Origin of the sequence: Fibrisoma limi BUZ 3 (assembly GCF_000296815.2) — a bacterium.
In the GTDB taxonomy this organism is placed as follows: Bacteria; Bacteroidota; Bacteroidia; order Cytophagales; family Spirosomataceae; genus Fibrisoma; species Fibrisoma limi.
In genome coordinates, this window is the sequence record NZ_CAIT01000009.1 from 1,989,479 (window position 1) to 2,007,105 (window position 17,627).

Here is a 17,627-nt window from a genome sequence, read left to right on the forward strand (position 1 = left end):
TGTTACGGTTGTAGCTCGCTCAAATTATTACTAACTAATCCCTCCGCAATCTTCCGGTCATTCGCCAGGCGCGGTACTTTATTTTGCCCGCCCAGCTTCCCCTGCGATTTCATGTACCGTTGGAACGCGCCACGTGGTAACGTAGTGAGCTTCAACGGCCGTAGAATGCCGCCCGTAATCAGGTCGTCGTAGTAAACGTTTAGCTCAACCAATCGGTTATCCACATCCTGTGCAAACGCAGCCGGGTCGTTGGGTGGAGTCGCAAATTCAACCAGCCACTCGTGATAAGGCAAGCCTTCGGCCGGGCTAACCATGGGCGCAACCGTGAACTCAACCACTTCGGTTTCAGGGTGACGCTCCATCGCAAATTGCAGGGCTTTCTCAACTTCTTCGCCAATGACGTGTTCCCCAAAGGCTGAGATAAAGTGTTTGATACGTCCCGTCACGACCAGACGGTACGGATCGCGGGACACAAACTTGACCGTATCGCCGATGGAGTAACCCCACAAACCGGCGTTGTTGTTGATGATGACGGCGTAGTTTTTTCCTAACTCTACTTCATCGATCGTCAGTCGGCGCGGATTTTCGGAGAAGTATTCATCTGCCGGAATGAATTCGAAAAAGATGCCGCTGTCCAATAACAGCAAAAGCCCTTCTTCCGTCTGCGTATCCTGAAAGGCGATGAAACCCTCTGACGCGGGGTACGTTTCGATCGAATCGATTCGTTTACCGATGCTTTCGAAGAGTTTGGCGCGGTACGGCTCAAAGTTAACGCCACCGTACACGAACACTGAGAAGTCCGGAAAAACGTCTTTGATCTTCTTGCCGGTACGTTCCTGAATCCGATCGAAATACATCTGTACCCACGGGGGTATACCCGAAATGAGCGACATGGGCTGGTTAATCGTTTCGTCGATGATCCGATCCAGCTTGGTTTCCCAATCCTCGATGATGTTGGTTTCCCAGGAAGGTAGTTGATTCGTGCGGAGGTAAGCTGGTACGTGGTGGTTAGCAATGCCGGATAATCGGCCAGTTTTGATACCGGCTTTTTCGTCCAGTTCAGGACTGCCCGACAGGAAGATAAGTTTCTTGTCCAGAAAGGCGCCATTGCTGGTTTCGTTCACGTAGTTCAGCAGGGCGTCGCGGGCCGAATCGATGTGGTTCGGAATCGAATCGCTTGTGATGGGGATGTATTTCGTACCGGAGGTGGTACCCGAGGTCTTGGCAAAATACGTTGGCTTGCCTTTCCACAGTACGTCGGACTGGCCGGCCAGAATCTTTTCAATGTAAGGTTTCAGGTCCTCATAATCGCGGATGGGGACAGCCGTCCGAAACTCCTCAACCGTTTGAATGTCGCGAAAACGATGGTCTTGGCCAAAAAGGGTTTGCCGACCGCCGTCGACCAGCCGCCTGAACCAGCGCTGCTGCGCTTCGGCGGGCCGATACATCCATTCCTGCTGCCGCTGAACAACCCATTTAGCCAAGGGGCGGCTCAATACTGATCGTACTCCCATAGTCCTGCAAAAGTAATGGATAATAGACAATGGATAACGTACGAGGCTAATCGCTCATTTTACACAAGCAGGAATCCATTTATCTGATAGTCATTTGAAAAATACAATACTCTATTCATATAGTGGGCATGAATTATCTCGAATAATCCATATTTTTGCAAACCTTTCAAAAATCTGTAGGCGTAACGAAGCTTCTTAGCAAACCTGAAATGGGACTTTTCAATTTCTTGACCAGCGACATTGCGATTGACCTGGGTACGGCGAACACCTTGATTATTCACAAGGATCGGATTGTGGTGGATGAACCCTCGATTATCGCGATGGACAAGGTCAGCGGTAAAGTGCTGGCAATTGGCCACAAGGCCATGCAGATGCACGAAAAAACGAACGAGAACATAAAAACGATTCGTCCGTTGAAAGACGGAGTGATCGCTGACTTTACGGCTGCTGAATTGATGATTCGCGGCTTGATTAAGATGATCGATACCGGCAGTAAGCTGTTTTCGCCGTCGCACCGGATGGTCATCTGCATCCCGTCGGGTATTACGGAGGTAGAAAAGCGGGCTGTAAAGGACTCGGCCGAGCACGCTGGCGCGAAGGAAGTGTACATGGTACACGAGCCGATTGCAGCCGCTATCGGCATCGGCATTGACATCACGCAGCCGAACGGAACGATGATCGTTGACATCGGCGGTGGTACGACCGAAATCGCTGTGATTGCCTTGTCAGGTATCGTTTGCGAACAGTCCATTCGCATCGCCGGCGACGTATTCACCCGCGATATCGTCGATTACATGCGTCGGGAGCACAATCTGCTCATCGGCGAACGCTCTGCTGAGCAGATTAAGATGGAAGTTGGCTCGGCCCTGCCCGAACTCGACAACCCGCCGTCGGATTACGAAATTCGCGGTCGTGACCTGATGACCGGTATTCCGAAAGAGATCAAGGTAACGTACAGCGAAATTGCCTATTCACTCGATAAATCCATTTCGAAGATTGAAGAAGCTGTGATGAAGGCGCTCGAAATCTCACCCCCGGAACTGTCGGCCGACATCTACACGAACGGTATTCACCTGACGGGTGGCGGGGCTCTGCTGCATGGTCTTGACAAGCGGCTGGCAGCTAAAACCAAATTGCCTATTCACGTAGCTGATGATCCGCTCAAGGCCGTCGTGAAGGGGACCGGCGAGGTGATCAAAAACCTCGATATGTACAAATCAGTACTGATTAGCTAAGTATAGCCAGGCTTTAGTCTGGAATAGTTAAGTAAGTCATTTTTTCAATTGTCAGCCCTGAACTACACGGACTGAAGTTCAGGCTACATGATAGGTTTGAGTTACTGGCTCAAACCTATCGCCGTTTTCTGCCATCATTCCACCGTTGCCCGACGCATGGGAGAGTTATTTGATTTTATTGTCCGTAGCCGGAATTTCATTTTGTTTGTGTTGCTGGAGGTGATCTGTTTCTATTTCATCATCAACACAAGCAATTACTGGAGCGCGACCTATTTCAATACGTCGAATCGTTATGCCGCGCAGATGCTGGCCTGGTCGAACGCGGTTAGCGAGTATACCCAGTTACGTCAGGTGAACGCTGATCTGGCGGCCGAAAACCAGCGGCTGAACCAGGAACTTATGAAGCTTACACAGGCCCAGCCGGCTGCTCCAGCGCAGTATAAAGCAGATTCGTTGTTTGCCAATCGTTTTAAATACACGGTTGCAAAAGTGGTAAACAACACCACTCAGTTTGCCAACAACTATATCACCATCGACAAGGGAACGGACGACGGCATTCAGCCGGGTATGGGCGTAATTTCTCCAACCGGTATTGTCGGCAAAGTGAAAATCTGCAATCGGCACTTTTCGGTTATTACGTCCATTCTGCACTCTGAGTTTCTGGTGTCGTCGAAGCTGGTAAAAGCGAATGAAATCGGAACGGCGCGTTGGGATGGCGTTGATCCTAATCTGGTCAAGCTTCGTGACATATCCCGTATCAAGCCAGTGAGTAAAGGCGATTCGGTGGTTACGTCGGAGTTTAACTCCACCTTTCCGCCCGGGATTCTGGTGGGCCGTGTGCGTTCTGTTGGAGTAGAGCCGAACCAGACCTTTCACGACATTACGCTCAATCTGGCAACCAATTTCGGCAACCTGGCTTTTGTTTATGTTGTGCAGAACCTGCTACGACCTGAGCAGGAGCAGTTGGAAAAGCAGCTCGAAACTGAAAAATAGCCGGGTCTTCAGCATCCGTAAACCGCCATATATCCGCCAATTCTCCGCTACGCATGACTATGACCTTACGTGAGATTGTACGAACCACGTTGCTGTTTGTGTTTTATCTGGCTCTGCAAATCTTGCTGGTACGCAATCTTGTATTATTCGATTACGCGTTTTGCTTCGTGTACATTGCCTGTATCCTGATGCTACCGCTGGATACCAGCCTGACACTGTTGTTGGTGACGGCTTTCGTAACGGGCCTTATTGTCGATACATTCTACAATACACTTGGTATGCATGCGGCCGCTACGGTTCTGATGGCGTACTTTCGGCCTATCATTGCCCGGACGCAAATTGATCAGTCGGGGCAGGAGTTTCGCACGGAGGTGTTGTTGCAGGATCTGGAAACCGGCCAGTTTTTTCGCTATGTGCTTATTCTGGCACTAATTCATCACGCGGCTTTGTTCTTCATCGAAGCGAGTAGCCTCACACTACTGATTCCTACTCTGATACGCATTGGTGCCAGCGTACTGTTCACTACGGTTAGCATCATGCTGCTTACTTTCTTTACAAAACGATGATTGATCATGGCGGAAACTTTGCTTATTCCACAAACTACTGATCGAAAAGCTATTTACGACAGCCTGATTCCGCAGCTAGCCGCCCTGACGGAAGGAGAGCCCGATCTGACGGCAAACCTTGCCAATATCGCGGCTGCGCTGAAAGAAGCGTTCGGCTTTTTCTGGGTTGGATTTTATCTGAAAAAAGAGAACCAACTGGTACTTGGGCCGTTTCAGGGGCCGATTGCCTGCACGCGCATTGCGTTCAACAAGGGCGTGTGCGGAGCCGCCTACACGCGCCGGGAAACCATTCTTGTTCCGGATGTAGAGCAGTTTCCCGGGCATATTGCGTGTAGCTCCGCATCAAAGTCGGAGGTGGTTGTTCCTGTATTTGACAAGCAGGGTGAGGTGAGTATGGTGCTGGACGTTGACAGTGATCAGCTTAACGACTTCAGCGAAGTTGACGTTGAAGGTCTTGAGCGCGTTGCAGCGCTGATTACGGCATTTGTGTAGGTTGTCCTGGCCAGGCTTTCGCCTGGCCTTTGATAATTTTTCAGATTGGCCAAGCAGGAGCCTGGTCGGGACTTTGGCGGTCGGTGTAAGGGTAAAGTACACCGGAGATTGTCTTTTTTAGGTAAACCCTGACAAACGACCATGCTTTTCCATTCGTCCCGGCGGTCCTTCCTGCGGCAGGCCTCCCTCCTTACGGCTGCGGGTCTATCGACTCCTTCATTACTCTCCGCTTCGGCCGCGAACGAGACCGTCGTACTGGGTCATAATTCCCATCGGTACCGGATTGTGCCTAACTGGGGCATGCTCGACGCAGGCGTCAATCCTGTCAACGACTGCCATGAAATGGTGCAGGACGCCAAAGGGCGAATTATCCTGCTTACCAACGAGACAAAGAACAATGTTCTGATCTACGACAAGTCAGGTAAGCTGCTCGAAACCTGGGGGCATGAATACCCGGGTGGGCATGGCCTGACGCTGGCGGGCGAAGGGAGTGATCAGTTTCTGCTTATCTCCGACACAGATCGGCATCAGGTTATCAAGACCGACCTGAAAGGCCGCGAATTGATGAAGCTCGATTATCCAAAGGAATCAGGAAAATACGCATATCCGAGCCAGTTTAAACCAACTGAAACAGCGGTCAATCCCGCAAATGGCGACATTTACGTAGTAGATGGCTACGGTCTGAACTACGTTACGCAGTATGATCAGAAGGGCCGGTACATTCGGCACTGGGGTGGTAAGGGCACCGGCGACGAAACCTTTGACTGTTGCCACGGGATCGTGGTGGATCGACGTACGGCATCGCCTACGCTGTTGATAACCGATCGTCGGCGTAATGCGCTGAAACGGTTCTCCCTGGACGGTAAGTACATAGCTACCATTGCCCTGCCGGGGTCGTACATCTGTCGGCCGGTGATTCACGGAGACAACATTTACGGAGCTGTGTTTCGCAGTACGTCCGATTCGTATCCAGATTCAGGCTACATCACCATTCTGGATAAAAACGACCGGGTTGTTTCGACGCCTGGCGGATCAGAGCCGGTCTACGCAAACGGAAAGCTGGGCGAACAGCGCAAGGATCGAAGTGCCACTATTTTCATGCACCCGCATGACGTGCTTGTTGACGAGGACGATAACATCTACGTAGCGCAGTGGAACTCACGGAAAACGTATCCGGTCAAACTGGAACGTGTCGCCTGATGAAGTACACTCTCTCACTATTCCTGGCCATATGGGCCGCTGGGAATGTAGTGGCTCAGCAGCGATCAGCGGTTCAGACCAACCGGCAGGCACCGCTCCGCCGAGCGGATAGTTTCTTCGGATTGCATTTTGATTTTCACGCGGAAAAGGGGGATACTGCCATTGGCCGAACCCTGACCGAGGGTATGATCGATACGTTGCTGACCCGCGTCCGGCCCGACTTTATTCAGGTCGATTGCAAAGGGCATCAAGGTGTGTCGAGTTACCCGACAAAAATCGGCTACTCACCAGACCGGTTTGTCAAAAATACCCTGGAGTTGTTTCGCACCGTGACGCGCCGACATGGTGTGGGTCTTTACGTTCATTACTCAGGTGTCTGGGACTTTGAAGCGCTACGGCACCACCCTACCTGGGCACGGGTCGAACCAGGCGGTAAACTGGATACGCGGGCTATGTCGGTCTATGGCCCTTACGTAGATAGCCTGCTGATTCCGCAGCTAAAAGAAATCAGCGATTACGGCGTTGATGGCGTTTGGGTCGACGGCGACTGCTGGGCGACCGTACCGGATTATGGCCCGGCAGCGCTACAGGCGTTTCGGTCCGAGACAGGCATTCAGGACGTACCCAAAAAGAAAGGAGACGGTGGCTATGATGCTTTGCTGGAAACCCAGCGCCGGGCTTTTCGGCGGTACGTGGGGCACTACGCCGACGAACTGCATCGCTACAAACCAGCGTTTCAGGTGGCTAGTAACTGGGCATTTTCGTCGTTCATGCCCGAACCGGTCGACATCAACGTCGATTTTATATCGGGCGACTTGGCTCCAACAAATAGTGTCAACAGTGCGGCTTACGAAGCCCGGTGCATTGCCCCGCAGGGAAAACCCTGGGACCTGATGGCCTGGAGTTTTGGTAGTAACTACGATGAAGTGCATTCGCCCAAGCCCGCCCGGCAGTTATGTCAGGAGGCCGCGCAGGTAATGGCAATGGGGGGCGGTTTTCAGGCTTATTACACCCAGCAGCGCGACGCGAGCATCAGGCTCTGGGAAGTGGGCGTTATGGAGGAACTGGCCCGATTCTGCCGCGCTCGTCAGGCTTACACGCACAAAGCGGTTCCTGTTCCGCAGATCGCCCTGGTGTACTCAAGTGTCGGTTATAAAAAGCTCAGCACAGGCATTTACCCCGGCTCCAATGGTATTAACCAGGCGCTGATCGGTATCCTGGATATGCTGTTGTACAACCAATACCCGACCGAGGTGCTGATGGAACATCATTTGCGCGGTCGGATGCAGGAGTATCCGGTTATCATCATACCGGAGTGGGCAACGCTCGATCCCACTTTTCGGGACGAACTGGTGCAATACGCCCGGAATGGCGGCAAGCTGGTAGTGATTGGTAGCGAAGCCGTACTTAACTTCCCTGATGTACTGGGCGTGCAACTGAACAACGTAGTAAAAGGCGGCTTGTCGGTCGGGCTGGCTAATCAGATTACGGATACGCCCGAAACATACCAAACGTTCTCGCCGGCAGCCGGTACGCAAACAATTGGAGGGATATACCGTCGGCGGGATATGCGGAATCACGTAGGCCCTGCGGCTTCAATTGCTCCGTTGGGAAAAGGTCAGATTGCCGCTATTTACGTGAATCTGGGTGCCAACTACCTGAAGCGCGAAACAGTGCAAAATCGTGATTTTCTAAAGGCCGTTCTGAATGAGGTGTTCCTGAAGCCGCTGGTTGAGGTCCGAGGCTCCGGGAAAGTGCACGTAACGGTAAATCGGAAAGGAAGCCAGTTACTGGTGAATCTGATTAATATGACTGGTGCGCATGCCAATAAAGCCGTCCATACCTACGATGACATAGCACCGGTAGGGCCTTTAACAGTGAGCCTGCGGACCCCAACCAAGCCTAAGCGTATAATACGTCAACCTGGGAACGTTCCGGTACGGTTCACCACGGAAAGTGATAAAATTTCATTAATAATTCCGAAATTAGACATTCATTCCGTGCTGGTTATTGAATAAGCAGATCGTTCTGCTTCCGCTTTTTTTTTGAGTTGATATTACCATGAACTCTCTATCTATCCTCTTACAAGTCAATACGTCACCGTCTGATTGGGTCCTGTTTTTCGGACACTTTCACCCACTGATCGTACACCTGCCTATTGGTTTTCTAATTGTTGCTGGTATCCTCGAAGCAGGTCGGCGGATGGGGAAAATCAGTGTCAGTGATTCAGCCGTCACCAGTGTTTTGTTCTGGTCGGCAGTCAGTGCCACAGTAGCCTGTCTTTTTGGTTATTTCTTATCGCTTGGCGGAGGCTACGAACAGGAAACGCTGGATAGCCACATGTGGCAGGGCATCGGTGTAGCAGTGTTTGCGTGGATCGCCTGGGCGGTTAAATCCGATTATATTGGTGATCGCATTCCATTTGGGTCAGCTCTCTACCTGCCTGCGCTGGTGGTGGCTATTGTTCTGCTCGGTACCGCTGGCCACCTGGGCGGTTCGCTGACCCACGGCTCCGACTACCTCACGCAGTATACACCAGAACCGTTCCGAACCCTGGCCGGTATTCCGCCCCGCCAACAGGAGGTGGCGATCAAGCCTATTACGGATGTTAACCAGGCACTGGTCTACGAGCAGATTGTCAATCCAATTTTGAAAACGCGCTGTGTGCAGTGTCATAATGCCGAGAAATCGAAAGGCGATCTACGCTTTGATACCGCCGAGATGCTGAAAAAAGGAGGGGAGAACGGCCCTGTATTTATAGCCGGCAAAGGAACTGAAAGCGAGCTGGTGAAGCGGTGCTTACTGCCCGAAGAAGACGATCACCACATGCCGCCCAAGGGAAAGACTCAGCTCACCGAGGGCCAGATAGCACTGTTGACCTGGTGGATTGATCAGGGGGCACCTTTCGACAAAAAAGTGTCGGACCTGAAAGTTAACGATGCTATTGCGCCGGTTTTGGCATCGCTGAGCAGCGGTGCACCAGTTGGCAGCGGCAGTCGTGTAGCTTCGTCAGGGCCCGCTCCTGTATCGCCGGTGCTGACCATGAAGCTACCGGCTCCCGATCCTAAAGCCGTCGAGGAACTGAAACAAACAGGTTTGCTAGTGCTGCCGCTGTCGAAAGAACAGCACCAGTTGGAGGTCAGCGCCGTCAATGCCAAGACTTTTTCTGACGCTCAGGCAGCTTTGCTACCCAAACTTTCGCAGCAGATTGTGTGGCTGAAGCTGGGCGAAACGGCCGTTACGGATGCGACACTGGCACAAGTAGCTAAACTCAAGAATCTTCAGAAATTACATCTGGAACAGACCAAGGTTACCGATGCCGGATTAAAGCAACTTAAAGGATTACCCAACCTGGAGTATCTGAATCTGTACGGTACGGCCATCACCGATGCAGGATTGAAAGAACTGGCCGAGCTGAAAAGCCTTAAAACGGTTTACCTCTGGCAGACAAATGTTACGGAGACGGCACTTGCCGAGTTGAAAAAATCGCTTCCCAACGTAGAATTCGTGGGAGGGATTAGTGAACAGGCGGTGGCTGAATTCACCAAAGCCGGGGCAACTGAGGCCCAACCCGACGATCCGAAGAAGAATTAAGTTTTCGCGTAAGGCGCAGCTTATGTAGTGCCTGAACGAGGGCTTTTTCTGCTATAAATCGCGATAAATCTGTAGGTAAGCTATAGGACGGTTTGGTAAAGAAATTGAGTTTAACTTCTCATTCGTGCAAGAAAAACGTAGTTTTGTTACGTATTCCTTTTCTATCTCAACGTATGCCTATCTGGTCTGACATACGATTCAAATACGCAGCTCTATCAATAGCGCTCGGTACGTTTGGGGTGACGGTATGGTCATCGTGCGGTCATCGCTCGGTCGAGAAACCGGCCGACGTACTAGCTGCGGAAGCCAATCTGCCCGAAAAGGTTGATTATAACCTGCACATTAAGCCTATTCTTTCCGACCGTTGTTTTGCCTGCCACGGACCAGATAAGAATAAGCAACAGGCTGGTTTGCGGCTCGATACGCCTGAAGGTGCTTACGAGGCACTGGCCGAGAGCGGCAAAAGAGCCGTTGTACCGCATGACCTGGGCGAAAGCGAGGTTGTTCACCGGATTACGAGTACCGATCCGGACTATGTCATGCCTACGCCGGAATCAAATCTGAGCCTGAATGCCGAGGAGAAAGCACTGATTCTGCGCTGGATTGAGCAGGGGGCCGAATACAAAGAACACTGGTCGCTTATCGCTCCGACCAGACCCAATCCGCCCAAAGTAAACGACGAAAAGTGGGTTAAAAACGATATTGACCGCTTTGTGCTGGCTAAACAGGAAGCAAAGAAGCTAAGCCATGCGCCCGAAGCTGATAAAGCGACCTTGCTACGTAGGGTTAGCCTGGACCTGACGGGGTTGCCCCCAACGTCGGCTGAGGTTGATGCATTCATGGCCGACAAATCGCCCGATGCGTATGAAAAAGTGGTAAACCGACTGCTGGCCAGCCCACACTATGGTGAACGTCAGGCTATGGAGTGGTTAGACGTAGCTCGCTATGCTGACACCCACGGTTACCAGGACGATGGTCTGCGGACGATGTGGCCCTACCGCGACTGGGTCATTAAAGCATACAACCGAAACCTGCCCTTCGACAAGTTCATTACGTGGCAACTGGCCGGCGATCTGCTGCCTAAATCCACCAACGCGGACGTGAACCGGAGTCGAATGATTGCCACGGCCTTCAACCGTAATCACCAGCAAAGTCAGGAAGGCGGTATTGTGGATGAAGAATATCTGGTAGAATACGTAGCTGACCGGGCCAATACGTTCGGGAAAGCCATGCTCGGCTTGACGGTGGAATGTGCCCGGTGCCATGACCACAAATACGACCCCATTAGTCAGAAGGATTATTTTCAGTTGTTTGCCTTCTTCAACAGTAATAATGACCGTGGGCAGATTCCATACAACGGCGAGGCTGCACCGACCATCACGCTAACCAAGCCCGAGACGGAGGCTAAGCTAAAGTTTATTCGTGAAAAGCTTACGCCACTTGAACAACAGTTGAACGTGAACCGGCCCGACTACCAGCATCGCTTTAGCCGCTGGCTGGCGACGGCCGAGCGTGGGGGGGGGCGACCTTCAAATCTGTGCTTGATCGCTCATTACACATTCGATGAAGCTGACCGTACGGACATCAGCGCGTATGAGAAAGCTCAGAATGAGAAACGAAAACTTGAGCAGGAAAAGCGTAAACGAGAAGAAAAGAAAAACCCGGAGGTAAAGAAGTCGGAGAAGAAGGCCACTGCTAAACGCAAAACAAAAGAAGAGCTTCTGAAAGACCCGCGCAACGCTTTTGCCAATACGGTCAACGATACGCTGCCTGCCCGCTTGGGCGGAGACCCTGACAAAGTACCCTACAGTGTGCCGGGCCGGTTTGGGAAAGCACGTTTCCTGCCCGGTGACAGCTTCATTCAATTACCTTACGAGTTTGGAGCGTTTGAGCAAAATCAGCCTTTCACGGTCAGTAGCTGGTTCAATCTGTCAAAGCCTGGAATGGCTCTTACGTTGATGGGACGTACGACGGGGCCAATGGATGGCCAACGCGGTTATCAGCTTGATCTTCTCGCCGACGGTCGTCTGAAGTTAACGTTCAGTCACGTTTGGCCGGCGAACGCCATCGATATTGAATCGCTCGACAAGGTGCCCGTCGGGCAATGGTTTCAGGTGGCTTTCGCCTACAACGGTATGGGCGAAGCCAAAGGATTAACCTTGTACGTGAATGGGGCACCTGTCCGAACGAAAGTTATAACCGATAATCTCATTCACAGTACAGTTTACGGCAAAGATAAAACGCACTGGGCGCAGCACTCGTTTTACGTCGGTCGGATGCACGATTATTTTTATAAAGACTTTGCGGTTGATGAACTGCGGATCTATAATCGTTGCCTGACCCCGCTCGAAATGCCGGCTCTGGCTGGTCGGCCGGATGCATTAACGGCTGCTCTGCGGACGCCCGTTACTAAGCGTACGCCGACGCAACGGACGGGCTTATACGTCTATTACGTTACCACGCAGGATTCTACGTATAGCAAAGCCTTTGCGGAAGCCATGAAGCTTCGCGGTGAAGAGTTGATGCTCTATACGAACTCAGATCAGTTGATGGTGATGCAGGAGCGGTCCGTGCCGCGTAAAACATTCGTATTGAAACGGGGTGCCTACGATGCACACGGAGAGGAAGTTTCGCCATCAACACCCGAGCAACTCATGCCTTTCCCGGCCGACTACCCGAAAAACCGGCTTGGGCTGGCAAAATGGTTATTGCATCCGGATAATTCGCTGTTTAGCCGCGTAATGGTGAATCGGTTCTGGCAGCAATATTTCGGACAGGGATTGGCTAAAAACAGCGACGATTTTGGTAACCAGGGAGCGTTGCCATCACATCCAGAATTGCTGGATTACCTAGCTGTACAGTTCCGGGAAAGTGGCTGGAATGTGAAAGCCATGCAAAAGTTGATCGTCATGTCGGCTACGTATCGACAGGCGTCTACGGTGTCCGAGAAGGCCCGCGAACTGGACCTCGACAACTCATTTCTGACGCGTGGGCCGAGTTACCGGATGTCGGCTGAGCAGGTTCGTGATAATGCATTAGCCGCGAGTGGCCTGCTGACTCGAACCGTTGGCGGCCCTAGCGTGCATCCCTACCAGCCGGCCGGCATCTGGGAAGCGCTGGCCACACGGAATGCCGTAAAATACGTTCAAAACCACGAAGACAGCCTCTACCGACGGTCGATGTACACCATCTGGAAGCGGAGTTCTCCTCCACCGATGATGTTGAATTTCGACGCCAGCGAACGCCATTTCTGCATAGTTAAACGCCAGAAAACCAGTACGCCCTTGCAGGCACTGGTAACGCTCAACGACCCGCAGTTCGTCGAAGCGGCCCGTGTTCTGGCGCAGCGTGGGCTTGCGCAGGGACAGACCGGCGACGTATTCATCAATAATGCCTTCAAGGCTGTGGTGAGTCGTTCGGCACGGCCAGCCGAAATTGATCTGATGAAGCAGTTGTATGCTGAGGAGTTGAGCGACTTCCGCCGTAATCCAAAACGAGCCAAAGAATTGCTTTCGGTGGGTGAGTACCCCATGGATAAAAAGCTAAACCCGGAGGAGCTGGCGGCCTGGACGGTAGTGGCCAGCACCATCATGAACGTTGACGAAGCGATTATAAAACGATAGCCGTTGGCTACTGAGTCAAGTTGTGCTCAACAGTCGACTGATGAAGACTATGGACATTCAGGACGAAATCCACGATCAGCTTAGCCGCCGGACCTTTCTGGGTCAGACCAGTGCGGGGTTGGGTACCATTGCGCTGGCGTCGCTTTTAAATCCTAAGCATTTGTTTGCCGGCTCATCAGCCCCGGGCGAAACGCCGGGGTTGGGTAAACCGCACTTTGCTCCTAAGGTAAAGCGGGTAATCTACCTGTTCCAGAGTGGTGCACCCTCGCAATTGGAGTTGTTTGATTATAAGCCCCGGCTGGAAAGTATGTGGGGCAAAGACCTGCCGGAGTCGGTGCGGAAAGGGCAGCGACTGACCGGTATGACAGCCGGACAAAGTCACTTTCCATTAGCTGCCTCCCGCTATAAATTTGCGCAGTACGGTCCCAGCCGGATGTGGATCAGCGAACTATTACCGTATACCTCCCGTATCGTCAACGACCTGACTTTTATTCGGTCGATGCACACCGAAGCGATTAACCACGATCCGGCCGTTACGTTCTTCCAGACCGGAAGTCAACAAGCAGGGCGGCCGAGTTTCGGGTCGTGGATTAGCTACGGACTGGGATCAGATAACCAGAATCTGCCTGCTTTCGTCGTGCTTTTGTCGAAAGGTCGTGATGGTGATCAGCCCCTCTACGCCAAACTATGGAGCAACGGCTTTCTGCCTTCCATACACCAGGGCGTTGTTTTCCGGTCAGGTCCGGACCCAGTTTATTATTTGAACAACCCGCCGGGTATCGACAAGGCCAGCCGTCGACGGATGCTCGATTATCTGGCCAAAATGCATCAGGAGCAATATAAGCACGTACTCGATCCGGAAATCAATAACCGGATGGCTCAGTACGAAATGGCCTACCGCATGCAGACCTCCGTGCCCGAAACGCTCGACATCTCGAAGGAGCCCGACTACATCTTCGATATGTACGGTCCTGAGTCGCGCAAACCCGGTACGTTTGCCGCTAATTGCCTGCTGGCCCGCAAACTGATCGAAAAGGACGTAAAATTTGTGCAGCTCTATCACCAGGGCTGGGATCAGCACGGCAATCTGCCCAACGACATCAAGATTCAAACGAAGAGCGTCGACCAGCCGTCGGCCGCTTTAATTCTAGATCTGAAGCAGCGTGGCCTGCTCGACGATACGCTGGTTATCTGGGGTGGGGAATTTGGCCGGACGAATTATTCACAAGGCAAGCTGACCAAAGACAACTACGGCCGCGATCACCATCCCCGTTGTTTTACAGTTTGGATGGCCGGTGCCGGTATCAAGAAAGGTATGGTCTACGGCGAAACGGACGAATTTGGCTACAACATTGCCAAAGACCCCGTCCACGTCCACGATTTTCAGGCAACGGTGCTGCACTTGCTGGGTATGGACCACGAGAAACTAACCTTCAAACACCAGGGCCGTCGCTACCGGCTGACGGACGTACACGGTAAGGTAGTCAAGCCGCTGTTATCCTGATTCTTACTGACAATGGGTGCCGGTGGGTTGATAACAAACCGGTTCAGTTACTCATTAAAAAGCTGACCAACCGGTCAGCTTTTTAATTTTGCAGTTAAATAAAGCTCAATACGGGCTTGATATTATAACTGGTTGCCCACTGTCAGACGGAATAGAAACCATGCAACAACAAATAGATAGCTGGATTCGGGAGATAATACGCTGGTTTGGCTTTGTTCCAAACCGCGACTTGTCAGGGTGGATATTGCTCATCATCGCCGTCGTGCTCGGCCTGATCGTTAACGTGATTGTAACATGGGTGGTCCGGGCCATTCTAAACCGGCAGAATCCTGACTTCCTGTTGATCATGCGCCGTCACCTGCGTTGGGCATTCTACGTATTTGTGCCCTCGCTGTTTTTTCTAATCGCGACCAATCTTCAGTCAGAACGGTTTATTCGCCGGCATCCCGTTGCTGATAAAACCGCAGAGGTGTTCTTTCTGGTGGCTACTACGTGGCTGCTTATAAAGCTGCTGAAATTTGGCGAGGTACTGCTTATCCGACAATACGATACCACCAAGGACATCAACCTGTCGCAGCGGAAGTTTGTGACTCAGGTCCGATTCATCCGGCGCACCGTTGGCCTGGCGATAATTATTATTAGTGCCTCGTTGCTACTCATCACATTCCAGGGAAGTCGAAAGGTCGGTCTGAGCGTATTAACATCGGCGGGAGTTGTTTCAGTATTGATCGGTTTTGCCGCTCAAAAAACGCTGGGCAACTTTCTGGCTGGTGTACAAATTGCCTTCACTCAGCAAATTCGGCTGGACGATGCCGTCGTGGTTGAAAAAGAGTGGGGCCGAATTGAGGAAATCAACCTCACAAACGTAGTTGTTCGACTCTGGGATCGCCGACGCTTAATATTGCCGATCACGTATTTCGTTGAAACACCGTTCGAAAACTGGACCCGATCAGATGCTTCGCTTACAGGAGCTGTGCTGCTGTACCTGGATTACAGCGTACCTGTCGAACGAGTACGTGAAAAAGCTAAGGAGCTGGCCGGAAACGATCCGCTCTGGAACGGCGAGGTCTTCGCCGTCCAGGTCACAGAAATACTGCCAACCTGTATTGTTGTGCGGGTGCTGGTGTCGGCGGCCGATGCATCGTCGGCTTTTGACCTTCGCTGTAACATGCGCGAGAGGCTTCTTCAATTCATCCGCGATGAATACCCACAGAGCCTGCCGCAGACCCGCCTTCAGCTTGCCGACGAATTAAAACCAAAAGAAATTATAGAAGGTCCGGCCAGTTAACACCCTGCCGGATGGTGTCGATGGAGGGCATACGGTTGGTCTGCATCAACTCCCGGATAGCAATCATGTCCTGGTCGCGTTTGACTCCGGCCGCGGCTTTAACCTGGCCATCCTGCACATAGAAAGCGATAAACGCGTCGTCGCGCTCGGGATCGCCGTCGTAGATAATGTTGTCGATGCGCTCAGTATGGCCTATGTAGTTGATCCGGGTTCCCTGCTGATTCGTCCAGAAAAACGGCACACTACGGTAAGGAGTCGATTGTCCCGACATGTTCAGGCCCGCTACGTATCCCTGCAGGCCGGCCACTTTCCAGTGCTCAATACGTTGTGAACCGTCGGTGGTGGGATAATGAACAATATCACCGGCGGCATACAAACCATCAGCAATTTGCAGAAATTCATCTGACCGAACTCCACCGTCTTCGTCCAACTGGACACCCTGCAGGAAATCAGTGCGGGGACTTACCCCCAAACCAACCAGTACAAAATCGGCGGATAGACGCTGGCCGTTGCTGAGGATAACATGGGTGACCTGACCGGCGCTGCCTTCGAGCCGCTCCACACGTTGGCCAAGGTGGAATCGAATCCCTTGTTTTTCATGCCAGCTTTGTACAACGCGCCCTATTTTTTCGCCCAGTACATTCTCAAACGGAACCGTTTGAGAGCCTACTACGTCGACATCACAACCCAGTTTGCGCAGACTCATGGCACCTTCCAGGCCAATAAATGAACTGCCAATGATGACGACTCGTTTGCGAACCTGGCCTATGGCGCGCAGCATGCGGCTGTCCTGTAAACTTCGTAAGGTATACACACCCTCCAGGTCGGCACCCGGAACGTTTAACGGATTAGGAGTTCCTCCGGAGCAGATCAGCGCTTTCTGATACGTAATGGTTTCGCCGGAAGTCAGTTCAATGCGTTTCTGCTGAGGATCAAGCGAGGCTACCTGCTCGCCACGCCGAATATCGATGCCATACGATTTATAAAAGTCGTCGTCGCGTAAAGGCATCCACTCATCCGGCGCTTCGCCCTGCAAAAAATCTTTGCTACAGTTAGGCCGGTCATAGGGTCCTTCGGAATCCTGGGTCAGCATAACAATCCGACCTGTAAACCCACCCTGGCGTATGGCTTCAGCGGCAAATGCTCCGGCCCCACCACCGCCGACGATTACGTAAGTGTCGTGGTTAGTTTCATCTGGCGTTGCCATTGGGTTCGGCACGCTTTCTTCTTCCGTTGCTAACCGAACAATTACCTGATCACCGTCAATACGAACATCATGCATAGGCAGCCCATTCAGGGCTGGCGATTCCAGACGATGTCCCGTGCGAACGTCAAAGCAGGCATTATGCCACGGACAAACCAGACGATTTCCATGCAGGAGACCCTTTGCCAGCGGGGCCTGGTAGTGTGAACATTTGGGATGAAGTGCATAAAACTTCCCCTCGACGCGGGCCAGCAGGACATCCGTTTCGCCAACTCGAACTTCTTTTAATTGGCCATCAAGCAAATCAGAGACACTGCATACAGCAGCTTCGGTGAAGTTGGTAGTCATAAATGAGTGGTTCAGCGCTGATATAAACCATTCAAGTCGTGAAATTGATTGGACAATAATGCAAAG

12 protein-coding genes are annotated in these 17,627 nt (G+C 52.1%); 10 read left to right on the forward strand and 2 right to left on the reverse strand.

Annotation, left to right across the window (positions count from 1 at the left end; genetic code table 11):
* Window positions 1-2 precede the first annotated feature (2 nt).
* Window positions 3-1,514: a GH3 auxin-responsive promoter family protein gene (locus BN8_RS27985; RefSeq protein WP_040006620.1), complete on the reverse strand. Its 1,512-nt coding sequence runs from the start codon at window positions 1,512-1,514 to the stop codon at window positions 3-5.
* A gap of 209 nt (window positions 1,515-1,723) precedes the next feature.
* Here BN8_RS27985 and BN8_RS27990 point away from each other — a divergent pair, with 209 nt between their 5' ends.
* From BN8_RS27990 to BN8_RS28035, 10 genes are all read left to right on the forward strand, one after another.
* Entirely contained in the window at window positions 1,724-2,749 is a 1,026-nt protein-coding gene (locus BN8_RS27990) for a rod shape-determining protein (protein WP_009285320.1), read from the forward strand.
* A 156-nt stretch (window positions 2,750-2,905) separates the two neighbouring features.
* On the forward strand, window positions 2,906-3,742 hold the full coding sequence (gene mreC / locus BN8_RS27995; RefSeq protein WP_009285321.1) for a rod shape-determining protein MreC: 837 nt from the start codon (window positions 2,906-2,908) through the stop codon (window positions 3,740-3,742).
* A gap of 59 nt (window positions 3,743-3,801) precedes the next feature.
* Window positions 3,802-4,308, forward strand: a complete 507-nt coding sequence (locus tag BN8_RS28000) for a hypothetical protein (RefSeq protein ID WP_040006965.1) — start codon at window positions 3,802-3,804, stop codon at window positions 4,306-4,308.
* A 6-nt stretch (window positions 4,309-4,314) separates the two neighbouring features.
* Window positions 4,315-4,800 (forward strand): free L-methionine (R)-S-oxide reductase MsrC, encoded by a 486-nt coding sequence (msrC, locus tag BN8_RS28005; protein WP_009285323.1) that lies wholly within the window; start codon window positions 4,315-4,317, stop codon window positions 4,798-4,800.
* A 141-nt stretch (window positions 4,801-4,941) separates the two neighbouring features.
* Window positions 4,942-6,000 (forward strand): 6-bladed beta-propeller, encoded by a 1,059-nt coding sequence (locus tag BN8_RS28010; RefSeq protein WP_009285324.1) that lies wholly within the window; start codon window positions 4,942-4,944, stop codon window positions 5,998-6,000.
* Window positions 6,000-8,018, forward strand: a complete 2,019-nt coding sequence (locus BN8_RS28015; RefSeq protein ID WP_009285325.1) for an alpha-amylase family protein — start codon at window positions 6,000-6,002, stop codon at window positions 8,016-8,018. Before BN8_RS28010 ends, BN8_RS28015 begins: the two co-directional genes overlap by 1 nt.
* 43 nt (window positions 8,019-8,061) lie before the next feature.
* Complete coding sequence (locus BN8_RS28020; protein ID WP_040006621.1) at window positions 8,062-9,594, forward strand: c-type cytochrome domain-containing protein; 1,533 nt, start codon at window positions 8,062-8,064, stop codon at window positions 9,592-9,594.
* A gap of 173 nt (window positions 9,595-9,767) precedes the next feature.
* Window positions 9,768-13,217 carry a DUF1553 domain-containing protein gene (locus BN8_RS28025; RefSeq protein WP_009285327.1) on the forward strand — a complete coding sequence of 1,150 codons (3,450 nt, stop codon included), beginning with the start codon at window positions 9,768-9,770 and terminating at the stop codon, window positions 13,215-13,217.
* Window positions 13,218-13,266: 49 nt separating this feature from the next.
* Window positions 13,267-14,721 (forward strand): DUF1501 domain-containing protein, encoded by a 1,455-nt coding sequence (locus BN8_RS28030; protein WP_040006623.1) that lies wholly within the window; start codon window positions 13,267-13,269, stop codon window positions 14,719-14,721.
* Window positions 14,722-14,881: 160 nt separating this feature from the next.
* Complete coding sequence (locus BN8_RS28035) at window positions 14,882-16,009, forward strand: mechanosensitive ion channel family protein (protein WP_009285329.1); 1,128 nt, start codon at window positions 14,882-14,884, stop codon at window positions 16,007-16,009.
* On the opposite strand, the gene BN8_RS28040 is transcribed toward BN8_RS28035, so the two are convergent.
* Window positions 15,987-17,561 (reverse strand): FAD-dependent oxidoreductase, encoded by a 1,575-nt coding sequence (locus BN8_RS28040; protein WP_009285330.1) that lies wholly within the window; start codon window positions 17,559-17,561, stop codon window positions 15,987-15,989. The two genes, BN8_RS28035 and BN8_RS28040, sit on opposite strands and share 23 nt — an antisense overlap.
* Window positions 17,562-17,627 lie beyond the last annotated feature (66 nt).

Excerpts from the sequence above, each read along its gene's own strand:
- BN8_RS27985 (WP_040006620.1), bottom strand. The coding sequence starts at position 1,514 with ATGGGAGTACGATCAGTATTGAGCCGCCCCTTGGCTAAATGGGTTGTT.
- BN8_RS27990 (WP_009285320.1), top strand. The coding sequence starts at position 1,724 with ATGGGACTTTTCAATTTCTTGACCAGCGACATTGCGATTGACCTGGGT.
- mreC (WP_009285321.1), top strand. The coding sequence starts at position 2,906 with ATGGGAGAGTTATTTGATTTTATTGTCCGTAGCCGGAATTTCATTTTG.
- BN8_RS28000 (WP_040006965.1), top strand. The coding sequence starts at position 3,802 with ATGACCTTACGTGAGATTGTACGAACCACGTTGCTGTTTGTGTTTTAT.
- msrC (WP_009285323.1), top strand. The coding sequence starts at position 4,315 with ATGGCGGAAACTTTGCTTATTCCACAAACTACTGATCGAAAAGCTATT.
- BN8_RS28010 (WP_009285324.1), top strand. The coding sequence starts at position 4,942 with ATGCTTTTCCATTCGTCCCGGCGGTCCTTCCTGCGGCAGGCCTCCCTC.
- BN8_RS28015 (WP_009285325.1), top strand. The coding sequence starts at position 6,000 with ATGAAGTACACTCTCTCACTATTCCTGGCCATATGGGCCGCTGGGAAT.
- BN8_RS28020 (WP_040006621.1), top strand. The coding sequence starts at position 8,062 with ATGAACTCTCTATCTATCCTCTTACAAGTCAATACGTCACCGTCTGAT.
- BN8_RS28025 (WP_009285327.1), top strand. The coding sequence starts at position 9,768 with ATGCCTATCTGGTCTGACATACGATTCAAATACGCAGCTCTATCAATA.
- BN8_RS28030 (WP_040006623.1), top strand. The coding sequence starts at position 13,267 with ATGGACATTCAGGACGAAATCCACGATCAGCTTAGCCGCCGGACCTTT.
- BN8_RS28035 (WP_009285329.1), top strand. The coding sequence starts at position 14,882 with ATGCAACAACAAATAGATAGCTGGATTCGGGAGATAATACGCTGGTTT.
- BN8_RS28040 (WP_009285330.1), bottom strand. The coding sequence starts at position 17,561 with ATGACTACCAACTTCACCGAAGCTGCTGTATGCAGTGTCTCTGATTTG.